19 protein-coding genes are annotated in these 18,619 nt (G+C 66.6%); 16 read left to right on the top strand and 3 right to left on the bottom strand.

Translation table 11 applies throughout. The features are described from left to right. Positions 1–109 precede the first annotated feature (109 nt). Positions 110–1,207: a helix-turn-helix domain-containing protein gene (locus tag ACSYS9_RS21015; protein ID WP_071228884.1), complete on the top strand. Its 1,098-nt coding sequence runs from the start codon at positions 110–112 to the stop codon at positions 1,205–1,207. 35 nt (positions 1,208–1,242) lie between these two features. Here the strand turns inward: ACSYS9_RS21015 and ACSYS9_RS21010 are convergent, their stop codons facing one another. Then, positions 1,243–1,725 carry a YajQ family cyclic di-GMP-binding protein gene (locus tag ACSYS9_RS21010; protein ID WP_006471121.1) on the bottom strand — a complete coding sequence of 161 codons (483 nt, stop codon included), beginning with the start codon at positions 1,723–1,725 and terminating at the stop codon, positions 1,243–1,245. 370 nt (positions 1,726–2,095) lie between these two features. Here ACSYS9_RS21010 and ACSYS9_RS21005 point away from each other — a divergent pair, with 370 nt between their 5' ends. The 4 genes from ACSYS9_RS21005 (at position 2,096) to ACSYS9_RS20990 (ending at position 5,903) form a co-directional block, all read left to right on the top strand. Beyond that, entirely contained in the window at positions 2,096–3,058 is a 963-nt protein-coding gene (locus ACSYS9_RS21005) for an IS110 family transposase (protein ID WP_132808894.1), read from the top strand. Between the two features lie 54 nt (positions 3,059–3,112). Continuing rightward, entirely contained in the window at positions 3,113–4,009 is an 897-nt protein-coding gene (locus tag ACSYS9_RS21000) for a DMT family transporter (protein WP_071229057.1), read from the top strand. Positions 4,010–4,209: 200 nt separating this feature from the next. After that, on the top strand, positions 4,210–5,217 hold the full coding sequence (locus ACSYS9_RS20995) for a methionine ABC transporter ATP-binding protein (RefSeq protein WP_032129022.1): 1,008 nt from the start codon (positions 4,210–4,212) through the stop codon (positions 5,215–5,217). After that, on the top strand, positions 5,214–5,903 hold the full coding sequence (locus ACSYS9_RS20990) for a methionine ABC transporter permease (protein WP_032129021.1): 690 nt from the start codon (positions 5,214–5,216) through the stop codon (positions 5,901–5,903). Before ACSYS9_RS20995 ends, ACSYS9_RS20990 begins: the two co-directional genes overlap by 4 nt. Before the next feature lie 121 nt (positions 5,904–6,024). On the opposite strand, the gene ACSYS9_RS20985 is transcribed toward ACSYS9_RS20990, so the two are convergent. Next, a complete protein-coding gene (locus ACSYS9_RS20985; RefSeq protein WP_010481371.1) occupies positions 6,025–6,627 on the bottom strand; it encodes a lipocalin family protein in 603 nt (200 codons plus the stop codon). Between the two features lie 127 nt (positions 6,628–6,754). Here ACSYS9_RS20985 and ACSYS9_RS20980 point away from each other — a divergent pair, with 127 nt between their 5' ends. Together ACSYS9_RS20980 and ACSYS9_RS20975 are read left to right on the top strand one after the other, a co-directional pair. Further along, positions 6,755–7,081, top strand: coding sequence for a hypothetical protein (locus ACSYS9_RS20980; protein WP_049399225.1), 327 nt, complete (start codon positions 6,755–6,757; stop codon positions 7,079–7,081). A gap of 69 nt (positions 7,082–7,150) precedes the next feature. Continuing rightward, positions 7,151–9,247, top strand: a complete 2,097-nt coding sequence (locus tag ACSYS9_RS20975) for a prolyl oligopeptidase family serine peptidase (RefSeq protein ID WP_049463220.1) — start codon at positions 7,151–7,153, stop codon at positions 9,245–9,247. 118 nt (positions 9,248–9,365) lie between these two features. Here the strand turns inward: ACSYS9_RS20975 and ACSYS9_RS20970 are convergent, their stop codons facing one another. Then, the gene (locus ACSYS9_RS20970; RefSeq protein WP_071229056.1) at positions 9,366–10,559 is read right to left on the bottom strand and encodes a pyridoxal phosphate-dependent aminotransferase; all 1,194 of its coding nucleotides are present in this window, start codon (positions 10,557–10,559) and stop codon (positions 9,366–9,368) included. 192 nt (positions 10,560–10,751) lie between these two features. On the opposite strand from ACSYS9_RS20970, the gene ACSYS9_RS20965 reads away from it, so the two are divergent. The 9 genes from ACSYS9_RS20965 (at position 10,752) to hslU (ending at position 18,597) form a co-directional block, all read left to right on the top strand. Further along, entirely contained in the window at positions 10,752–12,863 is a 2,112-nt protein-coding gene (locus ACSYS9_RS20965; RefSeq protein ID WP_071229055.1) for a S9 family peptidase, read from the top strand. 54 nt (positions 12,864–12,917) lie between these two features. After that, the gene (locus ACSYS9_RS20960; RefSeq protein WP_071229054.1) at positions 12,918–13,343 is read left to right on the top strand and encodes a YbaN family protein; all 426 of its coding nucleotides are present in this window, start codon (positions 12,918–12,920) and stop codon (positions 13,341–13,343) included. A gap of 82 nt (positions 13,344–13,425) precedes the next feature. Continuing rightward, complete coding sequence (gene lptM, locus ACSYS9_RS20955) at positions 13,426–13,698, top strand: LPS translocon maturation chaperone LptM (RefSeq protein WP_005411097.1); 273 nt, start codon at positions 13,426–13,428, stop codon at positions 13,696–13,698. Then, entirely contained in the window at positions 13,691–14,542 is an 852-nt protein-coding gene (gene dapF / locus ACSYS9_RS20950; protein ID WP_071229053.1) for a diaminopimelate epimerase, read from the top strand. The genes lptM and dapF overlap by 8 nt, the downstream gene beginning before the upstream one ends. After that, the gene (locus tag ACSYS9_RS20945; RefSeq protein WP_049463225.1) at positions 14,539–15,213 is read left to right on the top strand and encodes a DUF484 family protein; all 675 of its coding nucleotides are present in this window, start codon (positions 14,539–14,541) and stop codon (positions 15,211–15,213) included. The genes dapF and ACSYS9_RS20945 overlap by 4 nt, the downstream gene beginning before the upstream one ends. 13 nt (positions 15,214–15,226) lie before the next feature. Beyond that, positions 15,227–16,117 (top strand): tyrosine recombinase XerC, encoded by an 891-nt coding sequence (gene xerC / locus ACSYS9_RS20940; protein ID WP_049463226.1) that lies wholly within the window; start codon positions 15,227–15,229, stop codon positions 16,115–16,117. A 77-nt stretch (positions 16,118–16,194) separates the two neighbouring features. After that, positions 16,195–16,395, top strand: coding sequence for a DUF3079 domain-containing protein (locus tag ACSYS9_RS20935; protein WP_032129030.1), 201 nt, complete (start codon positions 16,195–16,197; stop codon positions 16,393–16,395). A 173-nt stretch (positions 16,396–16,568) separates the two neighbouring features. After that, positions 16,569–17,120 (top strand): ATP-dependent protease subunit HslV, encoded by a 552-nt coding sequence (gene hslV, locus ACSYS9_RS20930; RefSeq protein WP_005411093.1) that lies wholly within the window; start codon positions 16,569–16,571, stop codon positions 17,118–17,120. A gap of 103 nt (positions 17,121–17,223) precedes the next feature. Next, complete coding sequence (gene hslU / locus ACSYS9_RS20925; protein WP_014038532.1) at positions 17,224–18,597, top strand: ATP-dependent protease ATPase subunit HslU; 1,374 nt, start codon at positions 17,224–17,226, stop codon at positions 18,595–18,597. Positions 18,598–18,619 lie beyond the last annotated feature (22 nt).

Below are 18,619 nucleotides of genomic sequence, written 5' to 3'. Positions count from 1 at the left end.
CCGTTTTCCATAACGGCTCTGCCCCTTTGTTTGAACGCGTCTTGAAACGGAAACGCTCCGTTGCCGAGACGTAACATGGCGTTGCCGCTGGCGGGTGTACGCTGCGTCCATGATGGCCACGACAGTCGGGCAGCAACAACTGGTGGCGGCACGTGCCGCTTTCGCCGACGGCGATGCGCGCTCATTGGGCGTGTTGCCGCTGCCGCTGCAGCAGTCATGGCTGCGTTCGCGCGCGGCGGGCCTGCAGCCGGGGCAGGAGCCGGACTATCGGCCGCTGCTGGGCGATGGCCGCCATCTGTCCCATCCCGATGACCGGCGCCTGGCGCGTTGCGTGCAGCCGGAGCTGGAACAGCTCTGGGCGGCCTTCGGTGGGCGTGGCTGGACGATGTTCTGCGCCAACCGCGACGGCATGGTGATCGCGCAGCAGGCCCACGGGCTGGAAGATGCTCCCTTGCTGCGGCCGATCCAGGTCGGGCGACAGCTGGGCGAGACCGAGATCGGCACCACCGCGCCAGCGGTCAGCCTGGCCGACGATGTGCCGGCACTGGTGCGCGGCAACGAACACTACCTGCAGCGGTTCGCGCCGGTGTTCTGCCTGAGCGAGCCACTGCACGATCTCGACGGTCGGGTCTGCGGAGTGATCGATATCACCGGTCTTGGCGAGCGCGATCCCGCGCTGCTGCAGGGCTATTTCCGGCAGGCTGCGCTGGCCAGCGAAAATCGCTTGTTCCACAGCCTCACTGACGTACACCTGCTGGCCGTGCAACATGATCCGCGCTGGCTGGCGTCACCGCTGCAGGGACTGCTGGCGGTGCAGGAGGATGGCCAGCTGCGTGCAGCCAACCGCGTTGCACGGCGCCTGCTGGGCCTGCCACGGCGCGGGCCGTTGCCGCTGCTGGGTCTGGAAGCGCTGTTTTCCGGTGCCAGTGCGGCGCAACGGCGTCGGCTGCTGCAACCGGGCGCAGCGCATCGGGTCCGGCTGGGCGAGGGCAGTGCGGTCTACCTGCAGCGTCTGCAGGGGCCGCGGGGCGCGGCGCACCGGTCTACTGTGCGGAGCACCCCGGCAGATCCAGGCGCGCCGCTGCTGCGTGACCAGCAGCGTGAGGCCGCGCGTCGCGCGGCCCAGGCCGCTGACGGCAACCTCAGCCTGGCCGCACGCCAGTTGGGAATCTCGCGTACCACGCTGTACAAGCTGCTGCGCGATTGACCGCGTAGTCCACCGGGCAGGGCCCGGCGGGGGCATCAGTCGCGGAAGTTGTTGAACTGCAGCGGCAGTTCGAACTTGCCGGCCTTGAGCACGGCGATGGCGTCCTGCAGATCGTCGCGCTTCTTGCCCTGCACGCGCAGCTTGTCGCCGTTGATCTGGCTTTCCACCTTCAGCTTGGCGTCCTTCAGTGCCGCCGCGATCTTCTTGGCGATCTTCTGCTCGATGCCCTGCTTGACGGTGATCTTCTGCCGGGCTTGGGCCAGGTTGGTTTCGATGTCGCCGAACTCCAGGCTGAGCACGTCGATGCCGCGCGCGGCCAGGCGTGCGCGCAGGATGTCGTTCATCTGCTTGAGCTGGAACTCGGTCGGCGCCGTCTGGTTGATGACATCGCCATCGCGTTCGAACTTGGCGTCCACGCCCTTGAAGTCGAAGCGGGTGGCCAGTTCACGGTTGGCCTGGTCGATGGCGTTGGTCAGCTCGTGGGTGTCGACTTCGGACACGACGTCGAAGGAAGGCATGGGCGGTGCTCCGCAGAATTCAGTGGCGGTCATTCTATCGCGCTGGCTGCATACCCGTTTTGTGGAGTCGAGCTTGCTCGACTCGCTCCCTCCCTTGTAGCGCCGAGCCATGCTCGGCGGCTTTGTGAAGAGCAGTCGAGCAAGCTTGTATGTTCCTCCCGGCTCCTACGCGGTATGTAGGAGCCAGGGTGGAGGGACCGTCAAGCATGCATCTGCGGATACTAGCCGACAGACGAGTCGAGCGATCCCCATCCCGCACACGAACGTCGATAAAGGATCGTACGGCCCCCAAAGGGGATCGTCGATGTAGGCAAGCTAACGTCGGTGCGGTACCACCCCAGCCCCTTAAAGATAGCTGGGAGCCGTACAAATGTCTGATTCTCTCGATATTGGCGTGGACGTGGACTCCAAGGAGTTCGTACCGGCAGTGGCCGACCGCAAGGCCGGCGACAGGATCGCCAACACCCGGGCCGGCATAGCCCAGTGGCTCAACACCTTGCCCCAGCGATGCCGGATTGGCATGGAGGCGACGGGGCGGTACTACGAGTTGTTGGCTCGGATGGCTGGCCAGGCAGGCCACGTTGTCTATGTGATCAATCCACGTCTGATCAAGCACTACGGCCGGGCGACGGGCTCGCGTGGCAAGACGGACGCCATGGACGCCGAAGCGATCGCCCGGTACGTGAAGAAGGAGAACGATCGCCTGCGTGAATACGTACCGCGTACCGATGAGCAGCAGCAGATGCACGATTTGCTGCGCAAGCGGCAGACGCTGGTAAAGACACGCGCGCGCCTGGAGCAATCCTTCGGGGTAAGCAAAAGTGCCCCCGGGGAGCTGTCAGATCTGTTCTGCGCTCTGGCTGGGACGCTGTCCGAGCTGGAAAGCGAACTGCAGCGCTTGGGTCGCGATGGAGAGCATGGCACGCTCTACAAGCGCCTGTTGACCATCCCTGGTATCGGCCCCGCCGTCGCCGCTCACCTGATTTACTACATGACGCGCTGGCCGTTGGCCAACGCCAACGCGTGGATCGCCTGCACCGGCCTGGATCCCCGGCCTAACGAGTCTGGCGGCAGAACGGGACGGCGTCGGCTGTCCAAACAGGGCGCGCCAGTGCTGCGCCAGATGCTCTACATGGCCGCCATGGGGCTCAAGCGGTGTCGTCGGGGGCAACCGCTCTACGACGAGCTGTCAAAACGCGGTCACCCCAGCACCGCCGTCTTCAACATCCTGGCCAGAAAGCTGGCCAGGATCGCCTGGGGTGTCTTCAAAAGCGGCCGGGACTTCGATCCGGCGATGCTGAAGGTGGGTCAAGCCTGCTTCCAGCAGGCTTGACCACGAACATAGGATCTCGACTCTACAAACCGGTGCTGTCGGCGATAATGGGCCATGAACGTGCAACGCTCCCCTTCGCGTGCGGTGGCCTGGATGGTCGCTGCGGTCGCCTGTTTCTCGCTGATGGATGCTGGCATGAAGCAGCTGTCGGCCAGCTATCCGACCCTGGAAGTGACCTTCCTGCGTGGTGCGGCTTCGTTGCCGTTCGTGCTGGTCTGGGTGCTGGTCAGCGCCGGCCCGCGCTCGCTGATCCCGCGCCGCTGGGGCCTGCACCTGCTGCGTGGTGGGCTGGGCATGGCGATGATCGGCTGCTTCGTGTTCGCCCTGCGTGACCTGCCGCTGTCCACCGCCTACACCATCTATTTCGTTGCCCCACTGCTGATCGCCGCGCTGTCGGTGCCGTTGCTGGGTGAGCGGGTTGGCCCGCGGCGCTGGGTGGCCATCGGCATCGGCCTGGTCGGCGTGCTGGTGGTGCTGCGGCCGGGCGTGGACGGCTTCATTTCGGTGCCGGGGCTGATGGTGCTGGCCGCGGCCACCGCGTATGCCGTGGCGGCGATCACGGTCAGCCTGCTCACCCGCACCGATACCTCGCAGTCGATGGTGGTCTGGTTCCTGGTGATCATGGCCATCGGTGCCGGCCTGCTGGCCCTTCCCGGCTGGGTGCCGCTGCAGCTGGAGCATGCGCCGCTGATCGCCGGCATGGGTCTGGCTGGGGCGCTGGGCCAGATTGCCCTGACCAAGGCGTTCCAGCTGGGCGAGGCCTCGATGATCGCGCCGCTGGAGTACAGCGGCCTGGTCTGGGTGATCGGCTGGGATCTGGCCTTCTGGGGCCAGCTGCCGGACAGCTATACCTGGGTGGGCGCGGCGATCATCGTCGCCTCGGGGCTGTACCTGCTGCACCGTGAGCGGGTGAACCGGCAGGAACCGCCGAAGCCGCTGGATCATCCCTGAGCCGGGGTAGTGCCGGCCGCTGGCCGGCAACTCCTTGCCCCGGAGGGATCGCTGCAGGTGCCGGCCAGCGGCCGACACTACCGGGTGCGGGCGACTTAGAACCAAAAGGAATAACATTCTGGCCCATGGCGCGGGCGCGCGACCGCCTGCGCTGGTAGGCTGCACGCCCCCTTCCGTCACCCAGCCGGTGAGCCACGCCCGTGATCGAGTTCCAGCGCCTGCACAAATCCTATGCCGTTGCCGGCCGCGCAGTCAGCGCGCTGCAGCCGCTGGACCTGACCATCGAGGCCGGTGAGGTATTCGGCATCATCGGCCATTCCGGCGCCGGCAAGTCGACCCTGATCCGCATGATCAACCGCCTGGAAGAGCCCAGCGGTGGCCGTTTGCTGATCGGTGGCGAGGATGTCACCGCACTGGACGCGGATGGCCTGCGCGCGCTGCGCAGGCGCATCGGCATGATCTTCCAGCACTTCAACCTGCTGTCGTCGCGCACGGTGGCCGGCAACGTTGCCTTCCCGCTGGAGCTGGCGGGCACGCCGAAGGCGGAGATCGATGCACGCGTGGCCGAGCTGCTGCAGACCGTGGGCCTGGAGGCGCATGCGCAGAAGTATCCGGCGCAGCTGTCCGGTGGCCAGAAACAGCGCGTCGGCATCGCCCGCGCGCTGGCGACCCGCCCGCAGATCCTGCTCTGCGACGAGGCCACCAGCGCGCTGGATCCGCAGACCACGGCCTCGGTGCTGTCGCTGCTGTCGAAGATCAATCGCGAGCTGGGCCTGACCATCGTGCTGATCACCCACGAGATGGATGTGATCCGCCGTGTCTGCGACCGTGTCGCCGTGCTCGACGCCGGCCAGATGGTCGAGACCGGGCCGGTCACCCGGGTGTTCCTGCATCCGCAGCACCCGACCACGCGCCGTTTCGTCAGCGAATCGGAGCACGTGGATGAAGGCGCGCTGCATCGTGATTTCGATGCCGTCGGTGGCCGCATCGTGCGGCTGACCTTCCTCGGCGGAGACACCTACGAACCCCTGCTCGGCAGTGTCGCGCGGGAGACCGGGGTCGACTACAACATCCTGTCCGGCCGTATCGACCGGATCAAGGACACCCCGTATGGCCAGCTGGTGGTCGCCCTGGTGGGCGGTGACCAGTCCGCCGCGCAGGCCGCGTTCGTGGCCGCCGGCGTGCACGTTGAGGAGCTGCGTCGATGATCATCGCCACTGCCGGCGGATTCTTCCGCCACCTGGATGCGGGCAAGTGGGCCGACATCGGCCAGGCCACCATCGACACTCTGCTGATGCTGCTCGGTTCGCTGCCGCTGACCCTGGCCATCGGCCTGCCGCTGGGCGTGCTGCTGTACCTGTTCGGCGCGCCGCAGATGAAGCGCCGTCCGTTCGCCTACGGCGTGCTGGCGCTGGTGGTGAACCTGTTGCGCTCGGTGCCTTTCATCATCCTGATGATCGTGCTGATCCCGGTCACCCTGTTCCTGATGGGGACGTCGCTGGGGGTACGCGGTGCGATCGTGCCACTGGTGATCGGTGCCGCGCCGTTCTACGCGCGCCTGGTCGAAACCGCACTGCGCGAAGTGGACCGTGGCGTGATCGAAGCGACCCAGTCGATGGGTGCCACCACCTGGCAGCTGGTCACCCGCGTGCTGCTGCCCGAGGCGCGCCCCGGCCTGATCGCCGGTGCGACGGTCACCACCGTGGCGCTGATCGGCTTCACCGCGATGGGCGGTGCGATTGGTTCCGGCGGCCTTGGTGATCTGGCGTTCCGCGATGGCTACCAGCGTTCGCACACCGACGTGGCCCTGGTTACCGTGGTCCTGCTGTTGGTTCTGGTGCAGCTGCTGCAGATGCTCGGCGACCGCCTGGTCGCGCATTACAGCCGCAAATGACGAGGCGCCGGGGCGCTGCCCCGGCGTCGCCCGGTGCATCGCGGCAGCCGGCCAGCGGCCGGCTCTACCCCATTGCCTGGAAACGGTAGTGCCGGCCGCTGGCCGGCAATCCCACCTGCAATCAACGCACGTTCGGTACTTCGTAGCCCAGCTTGCCGACCTGCTCCGGGTGCTGCGGCACGCGCTTGAGCTTGTCGGTGTTCACGCCGTACTCGTCACGCAGGCGCTCGGCCAGCTCCTTGTACAGGGCTTTGTCCATGTCCGGCGTACGCGAGAAGATCCAGGCCATCTCGCGGCCCGGGTAACCGATCAGTGCCCACGAGTAATCCGGTGCCACTTCCAGCACCCGCGAATGGGTAGGCACGACGCGGTAGAACCAGGTGCGCCAGCCGTGGTTGCCGCTGTCCGGGTCGACGCTGGCGCGGGCACGCACTTCCTGCAGCGGTTCGCCGAAGCCATCACGGTAGCGGTAGGTGATGCCGACCTTGTGCGCATCGCGCAACTCGTACTCGTTGACGCTGGCGACATGGCCACGTTCGATGAAGTTCGGTACGCGGCCGATCACGTACCAGGTACCCATGAAGCGCTTCAGGTCGATCGGTGCGTCCAGGGCAGCCGCACCAGAGGCGCTGGTACGGGGCGACGGCGGCTCACTGGCGGCCACGGCGGGGCCGGCCAGGGAAAGGGCCAGCAGCGCGGCGCAGAGCGGGCGGATCGAAGTCATGCGGGAGCGGGCTCCAGTGGGCTTGCACGCGCATGGTCGACTGTGTGCACGCGATCCGTCAATGGTGTCGCAACCTGTGAGAAGGGGGTTGCCCATGCTGTGTTGCATTGTCCACCGGAGAAGCCCCATGAACGCACGTTCCGTCCGCCGCTCTGCAACTGAACGCGTCATTCTCGAGCGTGCCGACCCGCGCCTGCTGCGCAGCGTGCAGCAGCTGGCCCTGGCCGGTATGGCGCTGGTACTGGTCTGGCCGGCCGCGCGCGGCAGCAGTGCCTGGCTGGGCTGGCTACCCATGTGGCTGGTGGGCATGCCGCTGGTGGCCTGGTGGGCGTTGCTGCGCTTTCCGTTGCCGCGCCTGTCGTGGCTGCGGCTGGCGCGTCGTACCGGTGGACAGGCACGTCGCCGTAGCGGCGGGGCGGCGCGAGGCCGTCGCGGCTCCACCGCCGCGGCCTGACCTTCGACACGGGGGCGGCCGCGGCGATCCATGCTAGCGTTCCACGGCTTATGACTGCCTGGAGCTGCAATGTCTCGACTCGCTTCCGCCTGCCTGCTGGCCGGCATGATGACCGCTGCCTCGGTGGGGACCGCCGTGGCCGCTGAAGACACCGATCGCTACGCCTGGCTCGAAGACGTCACCGGCGACAAGCCGCTGACCTGGGTCAAGGAACAGAACGCCAAGTCCGAGGCGCGCCTGGCGCAGACCCCGGCCTTCAAGCAGATGGAGACCAGCATCCGCGAGGTGCTCGACTCCGATGCCAAGATCCCCGGCGTGCAGAAGATCGGCGACTACTACTACAACTTCTGGAAGGACCAGCAGCACGAGCGCGGCCTGTGGCGGCGCACCACCCTGGCCGAGTACCGCAAGGCCTCGCCGCAGTGGGAAACCGTGCTCGACCTGGATGCGCTGAACAAGGCCGAGGGTGAGAACTGGGTCTGGCATGGCGCCGATTGCCTGCGCCCGGACTACAGCCGCTGCCTGATCGCGCTGTCGCGCGGCGGCGCCGACGCCGACGTCACCCGTGAGTTCGACCTGGCCAACAAGACCTGGATCAAGGACGGCTTCTTCCGTCCCGAGTCCAAGGGCGGCCTCAACTGGGTCGACCGCGACACCGTGTTCGTCTACACCGACTTCGGTGCGGGCTCGATGACCACCTCCGGCTACCCGCGCGTGGCCAAGCTGTGGAAGCGCGGCACGCCGATGACCTCGGCCACCGTGGTGTACGAAGGCAAGCCGGAAGACATGTACATCGCGGCGATGCACGATGACACCCCGGGCTTCGAGCGCAACCTGGTCAGCCGCACGCTGGCGTTCTACAACAACGAGCTCTACCTGCGTGGCGACGACGGCACGCTGACCAAGATCGACGCGCCGAACTCGGCCGAGAAGGGCCTGCACAAGCAGTGGCTGACCCTGGAACTGCGCGATCCGTGGACCGTGGGCGGCAAGACCTACGCGTCCGGTTCGCTGCTGGCGACGAAGCTGGACGACTTCCTGGCCGGCAAGCGCGACTTCGAGGTGCTGTTCACCCCGACCGCGACCACCTCGCTGGCCGGCGCCACCTGGACCAAGAGCCACCTGGTGCTGAACGTGCTGGATGACGTCAAGAACCGCCTGTCGGTGCTGACCCCGGGCGCCGATGGCTGGCAGACCAGCCGCTTCGTCGGCGCGCCGGCCTTTGGCACGCTGGCCGTGGGCGCAGTGGACAGCAACGACAGCGATGCGGTGTGGCTGACCGCCACCGACTACCTGACCCCGACCACGCTGGCTCTGGCCGAGATCGGCCAGGCGCCGGAAACGTTGAAGACCATGCCGGCCTTCTTCGATGCCAAGGGCAAGGTGATCGAGCAGCACTTCGCCACCAGCAAGGACGGCACCCGCGTGCCGTACTTCGTGGTGCACGACAAGGCGATGAAGCTGGACGGCTCCAACCCGACCCTGCTGTACGGCTATGGTGGCTTCGAGATCTCGCTGACCCCGAATTACTCCGGTGGCATGGGCCGCGCCTGGCTGGAGAAGGGCGGTGTGTACGTGGTCGCCAACATCCGTGGTGGTGGCGAGTACGGCCCGCGCTGGCACCAGGCAGCGCTGAAGCAGAACCGTCACAAGGCCTATGAAGACATGGCTGCGGTGGCGCGCGATCTGGTCAAGCGCAAGATCACCAGCGCCAAGCACCTGGGCGTGCAGGGTGGCAGCAACGGTGGCCTGCTGACCGGCAACATGCTGACCCAGTACCCGGAACTGTTCGGTGCAGTGGTGGTGCAGGTGCCGCTGCTGGACATGAAGCGCTACAGCCACCTGTTGGCCGGTGCCTCGTGGATGGCCGAATACGGCAACCCGGACACCAGCGACTGGGAGTTCATCAAGACCTTCTCGCCGTACCATCTGTTCAACGAGAAGAAGAACTACCCGCCGGTGCTGTTCACTACCTCCACCCGCGATGACCGCGTGCACCCGGGCCATGCCCGCAAGATGGCGGCGAAGATGATCGACGCCGGCAAGGACGTGACCTACTACGAGAACATCGAAGGTGGCCACGGCGGCGCAGCCAACAACGCGCAGGCCGCACACATGTCCGCACTGGCCTACAGCTTCCTGTGGGAGCGGTTGGGCGGCAAGTAAGCAGAACGGAAAACGCCGCCCCAGGGCGGCGTTTTTCATTACCGGTAGTGCCGGCCGCTGGCCGGCAACTGCATCATTCACGCATTCCCGGGTTGCCGGCCAGCGGCCGGCACGACCGTCAACGTGATCCTTGCCAACGCTTCAACCCGCGCGCGATCCGCGCCACCGCCTCCTGCAATCGCGGCACTTCCTGGGTGTAGGCCAGGCGCACATGCTGGTTGGCGCGATGGAAGCCGAAATCCAGCCCCGGGGTGAACGCCACGTGCTCGGTTTCCAGGAAATGGGCACAGAAGGCCTGTGCGTCGTCGGTGAACGCGCTGACGTCGGCGTACAGGTAGAACGCACCCTGCGGCTCGACTTCGATACGGAAGCCCAGTTCACGCAGTGCCGGCAGCAGGAAATCACGGCGCTGGCGGAACGCATCACGGCGCTGTTCGAAGATCGCCATCGATTCCTCGCTGAAGCAGGCGAGTGCGGCATGCTGGGCGATGCTCGACGCGCTGATGTACAGGTTCTGTGCCAGCTTCTCCAGGTCCGGCACCGCCGCCGGCGGCGCCACCAGCCAACCCAGCCGCCAGCCGGTCATGCCGAAATATTTGGAGAAGCTGTTCAGCACGAACGCGCTGTCATCCACCTGCAGCACGCTGGGTGCATCCAGGCCGTAGGTCAGGCCGTGGTAGATCTCGTCCACCACCAGATGGCCGCCACGCGCGTGCAGGGCCTGCGACAGTGCCGCCAGTTCGTCGGCGGACAGCACGGTGCCGGTCGGATTGGCGGGGGAGGCCACCAGTGCGCCGACGCTGTCGGCATTCCAGTGCTGTTCCACCAGCGACGGCGTGAGCTGGTAGGCGGTGTCCGGGCCGACCGGAACCAGCTGTGCACCGCCTTCCACCAGGCGCAGGAAATGACGGTTGCAGGGATATCCGGGGTCGGCCAGCAGCCAGTGGCGGCCCGGATCGACCAGCAGGCTGCTGGCCAGCAGCAGCGCACCGGAGCCGCCGGGAGTGACCAGGATGCGTTCGGGATCGATATCCAGCCCGTAGTGGCTTCGATAGAAGCCACTGATCGCCTGGCGCAGGGCCGGCAGGCCACGTGCGGCGGTGTAGCGGGTATGGCCGGCGGCCAATGCGGCCTGGCCGGCACGCACGACCGGTTCGGCCGTGGTGAAGTCCGGTTCGCCGATTTCCAGATGGATCACATCGTGGCCCGCCTGTTCCAGCGCCTGCGCGCGGGCCAGCAGGGACATCACGTGGAACGGAGCGATTTCATGGCTGCGCCGGCTGTAGCCCGGCGTGTGGGGCAGGGTACTCATGTGCCCATGGTACGCCGCGCGTCCTGGTAGTGCCGGTCGCTGGCCGGCAACCACCCGCCTCTGTTTATCCCGAGGTTGCCGGCCAGCGGCCAGCACGACCCATGACCATCCGCAGGGTTGCCCGCAACCCTCCTGCAACCCAGACTCGAGCACAAGGACGCCATTGCATTGCGGCTCAAGGAGCCTTATCTCATGAAATCCACCCTCTGCCTGTTGCTTGCGAGCCTGATGACCACCACTGCCACCGCCGCCACGCCGCCCGTTCCGCCGGATGCCGCCAAGCATCCGCATGTGGTCAAGGCGCCGTTCGGCGCGACCCGCAACGACGACTATTACTGGCTGCGCGACGACAAGCGCGAGAACAAGGACATGCTGGCCTACCTGCAGGCCGAGAATGCCTATGCCGACCAGTTGCTGGCGCCGTTGAAGCCGCTGGAAGACACCCTGTACAAGGAGATCGTCGGCCGCATCAAGCAGGACGATTCCAGCGTGCCGGCGCGCGAGCGTGGCTACTGGTACTACAGCCGCTTCGAGACCGGCCAGGACTACCCGATCCACGCACGCCGCAAGGGCGGCATGGATGCCGCCGAGGAAATCCTGCTGAACGTCAACACGATGGCCGCCGGCAAGGGCTACTTCAGCGTCGGCTCGATGGAAGTCAGCCAGGACAACCAGCTGCTGGCCTGGGCCGATGATGATGTCGGTCGCCGCCAGTACACCATCCGCTTCAAGGACCTGGCCACCGGCAAGGTGCTGCCTGATGTGATCACCGGGAGCTCCGGCGACCTGGTCTGGGCCGACGACAACCGCACCGTGCTGTATGTCGAGAACGATCCGGAAACCCTGCTGACCGTGCGCGTGAAGAAGCACGTGCTGGGCACCCCGGCCAGCGCCGACACCGTCGTCTACGAAGAGAAGGACGACAGCTTCTACATGGGCATCGGCCGCACCCGCGACGATCGCTTCATCACCATCGGCGTGCACAGCACTGTGTCCTCGGAAGAGCGCTACGCGCCGGCCAGCGACCCGACCACGTTCACCGTACTGGCGCCGCGCCAGCGCGATGTGGAGTACGACGCTGACCACTACGACGGCCGCTGGGTGATCCGCACCAACGACGGTGCGAAGAACTTCAAGCTGGTCACCGCACCGACCGATGCGACCTCGCGCGCACAGTGGAAGGACTGGATCGCGCATGACGATGCGGTTTTCATCGAAGGCTTCGAGCTGTTCGATGCGTACACCGCCATCGCCGAACGTTCCGAGGGCCTGGAACGCATCCGCCTGCTGTTCAAGGATGGCCGCAGCGACTACGTGAAGGCCGATGAGCCGGCGTACTCGATGGGCCTGGGCGACAACACCGAGGCCGATACGCCGTGGCTGCGCTACGTCTACACCTCGATGACCACCCCCACCACCGTGTTCGAGCTGAACACCGCCACCGGCGAGCGTCGCCAGCTGAAGGTGCAGCCGGTGATCGGCTATGACGCGTCGAAGTACGAAACCGATCGTGTCTGGATCACCGCACGCGATGGCGTGAAGGTGCCGGTGTCGCTGGTCTACCGCAAGGGCTACCAGAAGGACGGCAAGGGCGCGCTGTTCCAGTACGCCTATGGCAGCTACGGCATGTCGATGGATCCGTACTTCAACCAGACCGCGGTGAGCCTGCTCGATCGTGGCGTGGTGTATGCCATCGCCCATATCCGTGGCGGCCAGGAGATGGGCCGCGACTGGTACGAGAACGGCAAACTGCTGCACAAGCAGAACACCTTCAACGACTTCATCGACGTCACCCGCGGCCTGGTCGCACAGGGCTGGGCGGCGAAGGATCGCGTCGCCGCGTCCGGCGGCAGCGCCGGTGGCCTGCTGATGGGCGCCGTGGCCAACCAGGCGCCGCAGGACTACCGGGTGATGGTGGCGCAGGTACCGTTTGTCGACGTGGTCACCACCATGCTCGACCCGACCATTCCGCTGACCACCAACGAATACGACGAGTGGGGCAACCCCGAGCAGAAGCAGTATTACGACTACATGCTGTCCTACTCGCCCTACGACAACGTGAAGCAGCAGGCGTACCCGGCGCTGTTCGTGGGCACCGGCCTGTGGGATTCGCAGGTGCAGTACTGGGAGCCGGCCAAGTGGGTGGCCAAGCTGCGTGACGACAACACCGGCCATTACCCGATCCTGTTCCGCACCAACATGGAAGCCGGCCACGGCGGCAAGTCGGGGCGCTTCCAGCGCTACCGTGAACTGTCCGAGTCGTACGCGTTCGTGCTGCAGCAGCTGGGCATCGCCCAGCCGTAATGGTGCAGGGGTGCCGGGCGTTGCCTGGCATCCCGAACCGGTATCCTTGCGGCCATGAGCCAGCCCGACCCCTCCGCACCCCGCGATGCTGCCACGCCACCGCGCGTGGTGCGTTTCCGCTGGGCGTGGTGGCTGCTGGCCTACGTCAGCCTGGGCACCGGTATCGTCGGCATCTTCGTGCCGGGCCTTCCCACCACCGTATTCATCCTGATCTCGGCCTGGGCTGCCTCGCGTGGTTCCGAGCGCCTGCACAACTGGCTGCTGCAGCACCCGCGCTTCGGCCCGGCCATTGCCAACTGGCAGGCACACGGGGCGGTCAGCCGCTACGGCAAGTGGATGGCCACGATCACCATGGCGGTATGCGCCGGCATCATGCTCTGGTGCGTGCCGATTGCCTGGGTGAAGTGGCTCTCGATCGGCAGCATGACTGTGGTGGCGATCTGGCTGTGGACACGGCCACTGCCGCCCCCCGCGGATTGAGCGCCTGCGGTAGTGCCGGCCGCTGGCCGGCAACCCGATCCCCTGCACCAACCGCTCAGCCGCCAATGGCTATACTCGGGGCATGAAGATCCCCCATCGAAACGCCATCCTGATTCCGCTGGCAGCGGCTTCGCTGCTGTTCCTCGCCGCCTGCGGCAACAAGGGCCCGCTGGTACTGCCGCAGAAGCCGGTGCCGGTGGAAGAAACCGTCGAACCGGTTGCCGAGCCCGCTACCGAAGCGACCCCGGCGCAGACCGAAGGCAGCGGCACCCCGGCCACGACCGTGGAGCCGGCTGCACCGACCACGCAACCGGCGCCTGCGCCTGCGAAGAAGGTGGGCGGCGGGAATGAGTAAGGCCGGTTCCAAGGCGCTGCGCTTCAGCAAGATGCATGGCGCGGGCAATGATTTCGTAGTGATCGACCTGCGTGACGGCAGCGCGCCGCCCACGCCTGAACTGGCCGCGCGCCTGGCCGACCGCCACACCGGCGTCGGCTGCGATCAGATACTGACCATCGAGGCGCCACGTGCGGAAGGCTCGGTGGCCTCGTACCGCATCTGGAATGCCGACGGTTCCAATTCCGAGCAGTGCGGCAATGGCGCGCGCTGCATCGCGGCCTGGCTGGTGCGCGAGGGCAGCGCGCAGGGCGATGCATTCGTCATCGACAGCCCGCTGGCCAGCCACGAAGTGAAGGTACTGGGCGAGGGGCAGTTTGCGGTGACGATGGGCGTGCCTGCGTTCGAGCCGGTCAACGTGCCGCTGGTGGGCTTCGCCCACGCACGCGAGGAGTACCTGCTGCCGCTGCAGGGCGAGAGCGTACGCTTCGCCGCGGTGTCGATGGGCAATCCGCATGCGGTGATCGAAGTGGGCCTGATCGATGCAGCACCCGTCGAGCGCGTCGGTTCGCTGCTGCAGCAGCATGCCTCGTTCCCGCGCTCGGTGAATGTGGGTTTTGCCCAGGTGATGAGCCCGGCGCATGCACGCCTGCGCGTGTTCGAGCGCGGCGTCGGTGAAACCCTGGCCTGTGGCAGTGGTGCCTGTGCCGCGGCGGTGACCCTGATGCAGCGTGGCCGCCTGCAGCGCGACGCGCGCATCAGCCTGCCCGGGGGTGACCTGCGCATCCAGTGGCCGGGCGATGGCCAGCCGGTGGTGATGGCCGGCCCGACCGCATTCGTCTTCGAAGGGGAGTGGATCGCATGACCGAAACCGTCGACAAGCTCGGGGCCCATGAAGTCGCTGCCTGGTTGCGGCGACATCCCGGCTTCCTCAAGCAGTTCCCGGACCTGGCCCTGACCCTGGTGGTGCCACGCGACGACGGCCCGACCGCGTCGCTGGCCAGCTACCAGCTGGAAGTGCTGCGCGAGAAGAACCGCGAGCTGGCACGACGGTTGGCCGATCTGGGTGCCACCGCCCAGGTCAATGAACGCCTGGCAGTGCGCACGCATCAGCTGACCCTGGCGCTGATGAAGCAGGACAACGCCGCCGACACCCTGCGTGCGATGGCAGCCTCGCTGCAGGAAGATTTCGCCGGCGACCTGGTGCGATTGGTGGTGCACGCGCCGGTGGCTGGGCTGGAGCAGGCCGACTGGCTGCAGGTGATTGCTGCCGATGATGCGCAGCTGGGCCCGTTCCGCGATTGTCTGAACGACGGCGAGCCGATCTGCGGCCGCCTGCAGCCGGAAAAGAACGCCGTGCTGTATGGCGTGCGCAGCGAAGAAGTGCAGACCACCGCGCTGTTGCCGTTGCCGGGCGTGGGCCTGATTGCTGTGGGCAGCCACGACCCGAACCGCTTCTACCCGGGCATGGGCACGCTGTTCCTGCGCATGATGGGCGATGCGTTGGCCACCGGCCTGAAGCGCTTCCCGGGCTGAGCAGGATACGACGATGAGCGCGGTACAGGCCTTCCTGCAGCATCTGCAGGTAGAGCGGCGGATGTCGGCGCATACGCTCGATGCCTACCGCCGTGACCTGGACGCGTTGTCGGTCTGGGCCGAGCCGCGCGGTGTTGCGGTGGACGCACTCGATGCCGAGGCGCTGCGCCAGTTCGTTGCCGATGAGCACCGCAGAGGCCTGTCACCCAAAAGCCTGCAGCGCCGCTTGTCGGCCTGCCGCAGCTTCTACGCCTGGCTGCTCAAGCACGGGCGCATCGAGGTCAGTCCGGCGGCGACGCTGAAGGCGCCGCGTGCGCCGCGCCGGTTGCCGCAGGTGCTTGACGCCGACGAAGCCGTGCAGCTGGTCGAGCTGGAACCGGAAGGTGAGCTCGGCCGCCGTGACCGCGCGCTGCTGGAACTGTTCTATTCCTCTGGCCTGCGCCTGAGCGAAGTCTGCGCGCTGACCTGGCGCGACCTGGATTTCGACAGCGGCCTGGTCAACGTGATGGGCAAGGGCAATCGCCAGCGCCGCGTGCCGTTCGGCCGGCCGGCACGCGAAGCGCTGCAGGCGTGGCGTGCGGAAAGTGGCGGCGGCCCGGCCTCGCCGGTGTTTCCCGGTCGCAACGGGCCGATCAGCCAGCGTGCGGTGCAGATCCGCATCCGCCAGCTGGCGCAGCGCCAGGGCCTGTTCAAGCACGTGCATCCGCACATGCTGCGGCACAGTTTTGCCAGCCATATCCTGGAATCGTCCGGCGACCTGCGCGGTGTGCAGGAACTGCTTGGCCATGCCGACATCGCCACCACCCAGATCTACACCCACCTTGATTTCCAGCACCTGGCCAAGGTCTACGACGCCGCGCATCCACGTGCGAAGCGTCGCAGCAAGGACGACAAGGCTGAATAGACCGCCCTTGATCTGGATCAGGGCAGGGCGGGCGCTATCGGCGCATCGTGGCCGCAGGCCACGAGGACACCGCCACCATGGCGAAGCCCATACCGTTGCATCCCAAACACCCCGAGCGCATCTGCTGGGGCTGCGACCGCTACTGCGCGGCTGACGCCCTGGCCTGCGGCAATGGCTCCGGCCGCACCCAGCACCCGATCGAGACGCAGGGTGAAGACTGGTACCTCGCCTGGGGCATCGAGCCGAATCCGGACCGGCCGTCGCAGGCCAAGCGCTGAACGGCAGGCGTTCCACGTTCGGGCGGTGGGATCCGCGCGCATTGCGATGCGCTCGTCAGAAAGGCGCCCTCCTGTCGATGGGGCGCGGCCAAGCGCTGAACGGCAGCCATCCGCACAGGCTTGATCGCACCCGGCGCTGTCCCCATGTCCCGGGAACAGCTATCGGAGGCCGCATGGACCCCAGTCAGAATCCCAACGTTTTCCACGCCACCACCATCGTCTGCGTCCGTCGCGGCGAGCACGTGGCCATTGCCGGCGACGGCCAGGTCACGCTGGGCCACACCGTGATGAAGGGCAATGCGCGCAAGGTGCGCCGCCTTGGCCGTGACGGCCAGGTGCTGGCCGGCTTCGCCGGTGCCGCCGCCGATGCCTTCACCCTGTTCGAGCTGTTCGAGGCCAAGCTGGAAAAGCACGGCCAGCTGCAGCGCGCTGCGGTCGAACTGGCCAAGGATTGGCGCACCGAGCGCCGCCTCGGCAAGCTCGAGGCCCTGCTGGCAGTGGCCGACAAGGAAACCTCGCTGATCATCAGCGGCACCGGTGATGTGATCGAGCCGGAGGACGGCATCATCGCCATCGGTTCCGGTGGTTCCTATGCACTGTCGGCCGCGCGCGCACTGATGGCGCACACCGAACTGGATGCGCGCACCATTGCCAGCGAAGCGATCGGCATTGCCGGCGACATCTGCATCTACACCAACCGCAACGTGGTGGTCGAGGAGCTGTGAGGGTCGTGCCGGCCGCTGGCCGGCAACCTCATGATCCCCCGCACGCGTGCCTGGTTGCCGGCCAGTGGCCGGCACTACCGACAATGAATCCGTGAGCACATCCATGTCGAAGATCGAAGTTTCCTCCGCCACCATGACCCCGCGCGAGATCGTGCAGGAACTGGACCGGCATATCGTGGGCCAGCACGACGCCAAGCGCGCCGTGGCCATTGCCCTGCGCAACCGCTGGCGCCGCATGCAGCTGGTGCCCGAGCTGCGCAATGAAGTGATGCCGAAGAACATCCTGATGATCGGCCCGACCGGCGTCGGCAAGACCGAGATCGCGCGTCGACTGGCCACCCTGGCCAACGCGCCGTTCGTCAAGGTTGAAGCCACCCGCTTCACCGAAGTCGGCTACGTCGGCAAGGACGTCGAGCAGATCATCCGCGACCTGGCCGATACCGCGGTCAAGCTGTACCGCGAACAGGCCAAGGTGCGCGTGCGTACCCAGGCCGAGGAGCGCGCCGAAGACCGCATCCTCGATGCGCTGCTGCCGCGCCGCAGCGGTGGCATCGGTTTCGATCCGGAAGTCGCCCGCAACGAGCCGTCGGCGCAGGACAACGAGACCCGCATCAAGTTCCGCAAGATGCTGCGCAACGGTGAGCTGGACGAACGCGAGATCGAGCTCGACCTGGCTGCCAACGTCAGCATGGACATCATGACCCCGCCGGGCATGGAGGAAATGGGCCAGCAGCTGAAGTCGATGTTCGCCAACCTCGGCGGCGGCGCCAAGGCGCACAAGCGCACGCTGACCATCAAGGCCGCGCGTCCGCTGCTGATCGAGGAAGAAGCCGGCAAGCTGGTCAACGAGGACGACATCCGCACTGCCGCGATCGAGGCCTGCGAGCAGCACGGCATCGTCTTCATCGACGAGATCGACAAGGTCGCCAAGCGTGGTGACAACGTGGGTGGTGGCGACGTCTCGCGCGAAGGCGTGCAGCGCGACCTGCTGCCGCTGGTGGAAGGCTCCAACGTGTCCACCAAGTACGGCACGATCAAGACCGACCACATCCTGTTCATTGCTTCGGGTGCGTTCCACCTGGCCAAGCCCAGCGATCTGATTCCGGAGCTGCAGGGCCGCTTCCCGATCCGCGTGGAGCTGGGTGCGCTGAGCAAGGGTGATTTCGTGCGCATCCTGACCGAGCCGAAGGCCGCGCTGACCAAGCAGTACGAAGCGCTGCTGGCCACCGAAGGCGTCAAGGTCAGCTTCACTGCCGATGCCATTGATCGTCTGGCCGAGATCGCCTTCCAGGTGAACGAGCGCCAGGAGAACATCGGTGCCCGTCGACTGCACACCGTACTGGAGCGGCTGTTGGATTCGCTCAGCTACGAGGCACCGGACCGCGACGGTGAAACCCTCGCCATCGACAGCGCCTACGTCGATGCACACTTGGGCGAGCTGGTGCAGGACCCGGACCTGAGCCGCTACATCCTGTAATGCCCGACGCTGCAAAGCATGA

Origin of the sequence: Stenotrophomonas sp. STK17_22 (genome assembly GCF_051983905.1) — a bacterium.
Classification (GTDB): Bacteria; Pseudomonadota; Gammaproteobacteria; order Xanthomonadales; family Xanthomonadaceae; genus Stenotrophomonas; species Stenotrophomonas maltophilia_A.
This window is presented reverse-complemented; position numbering and strand designations above follow the sequence as displayed.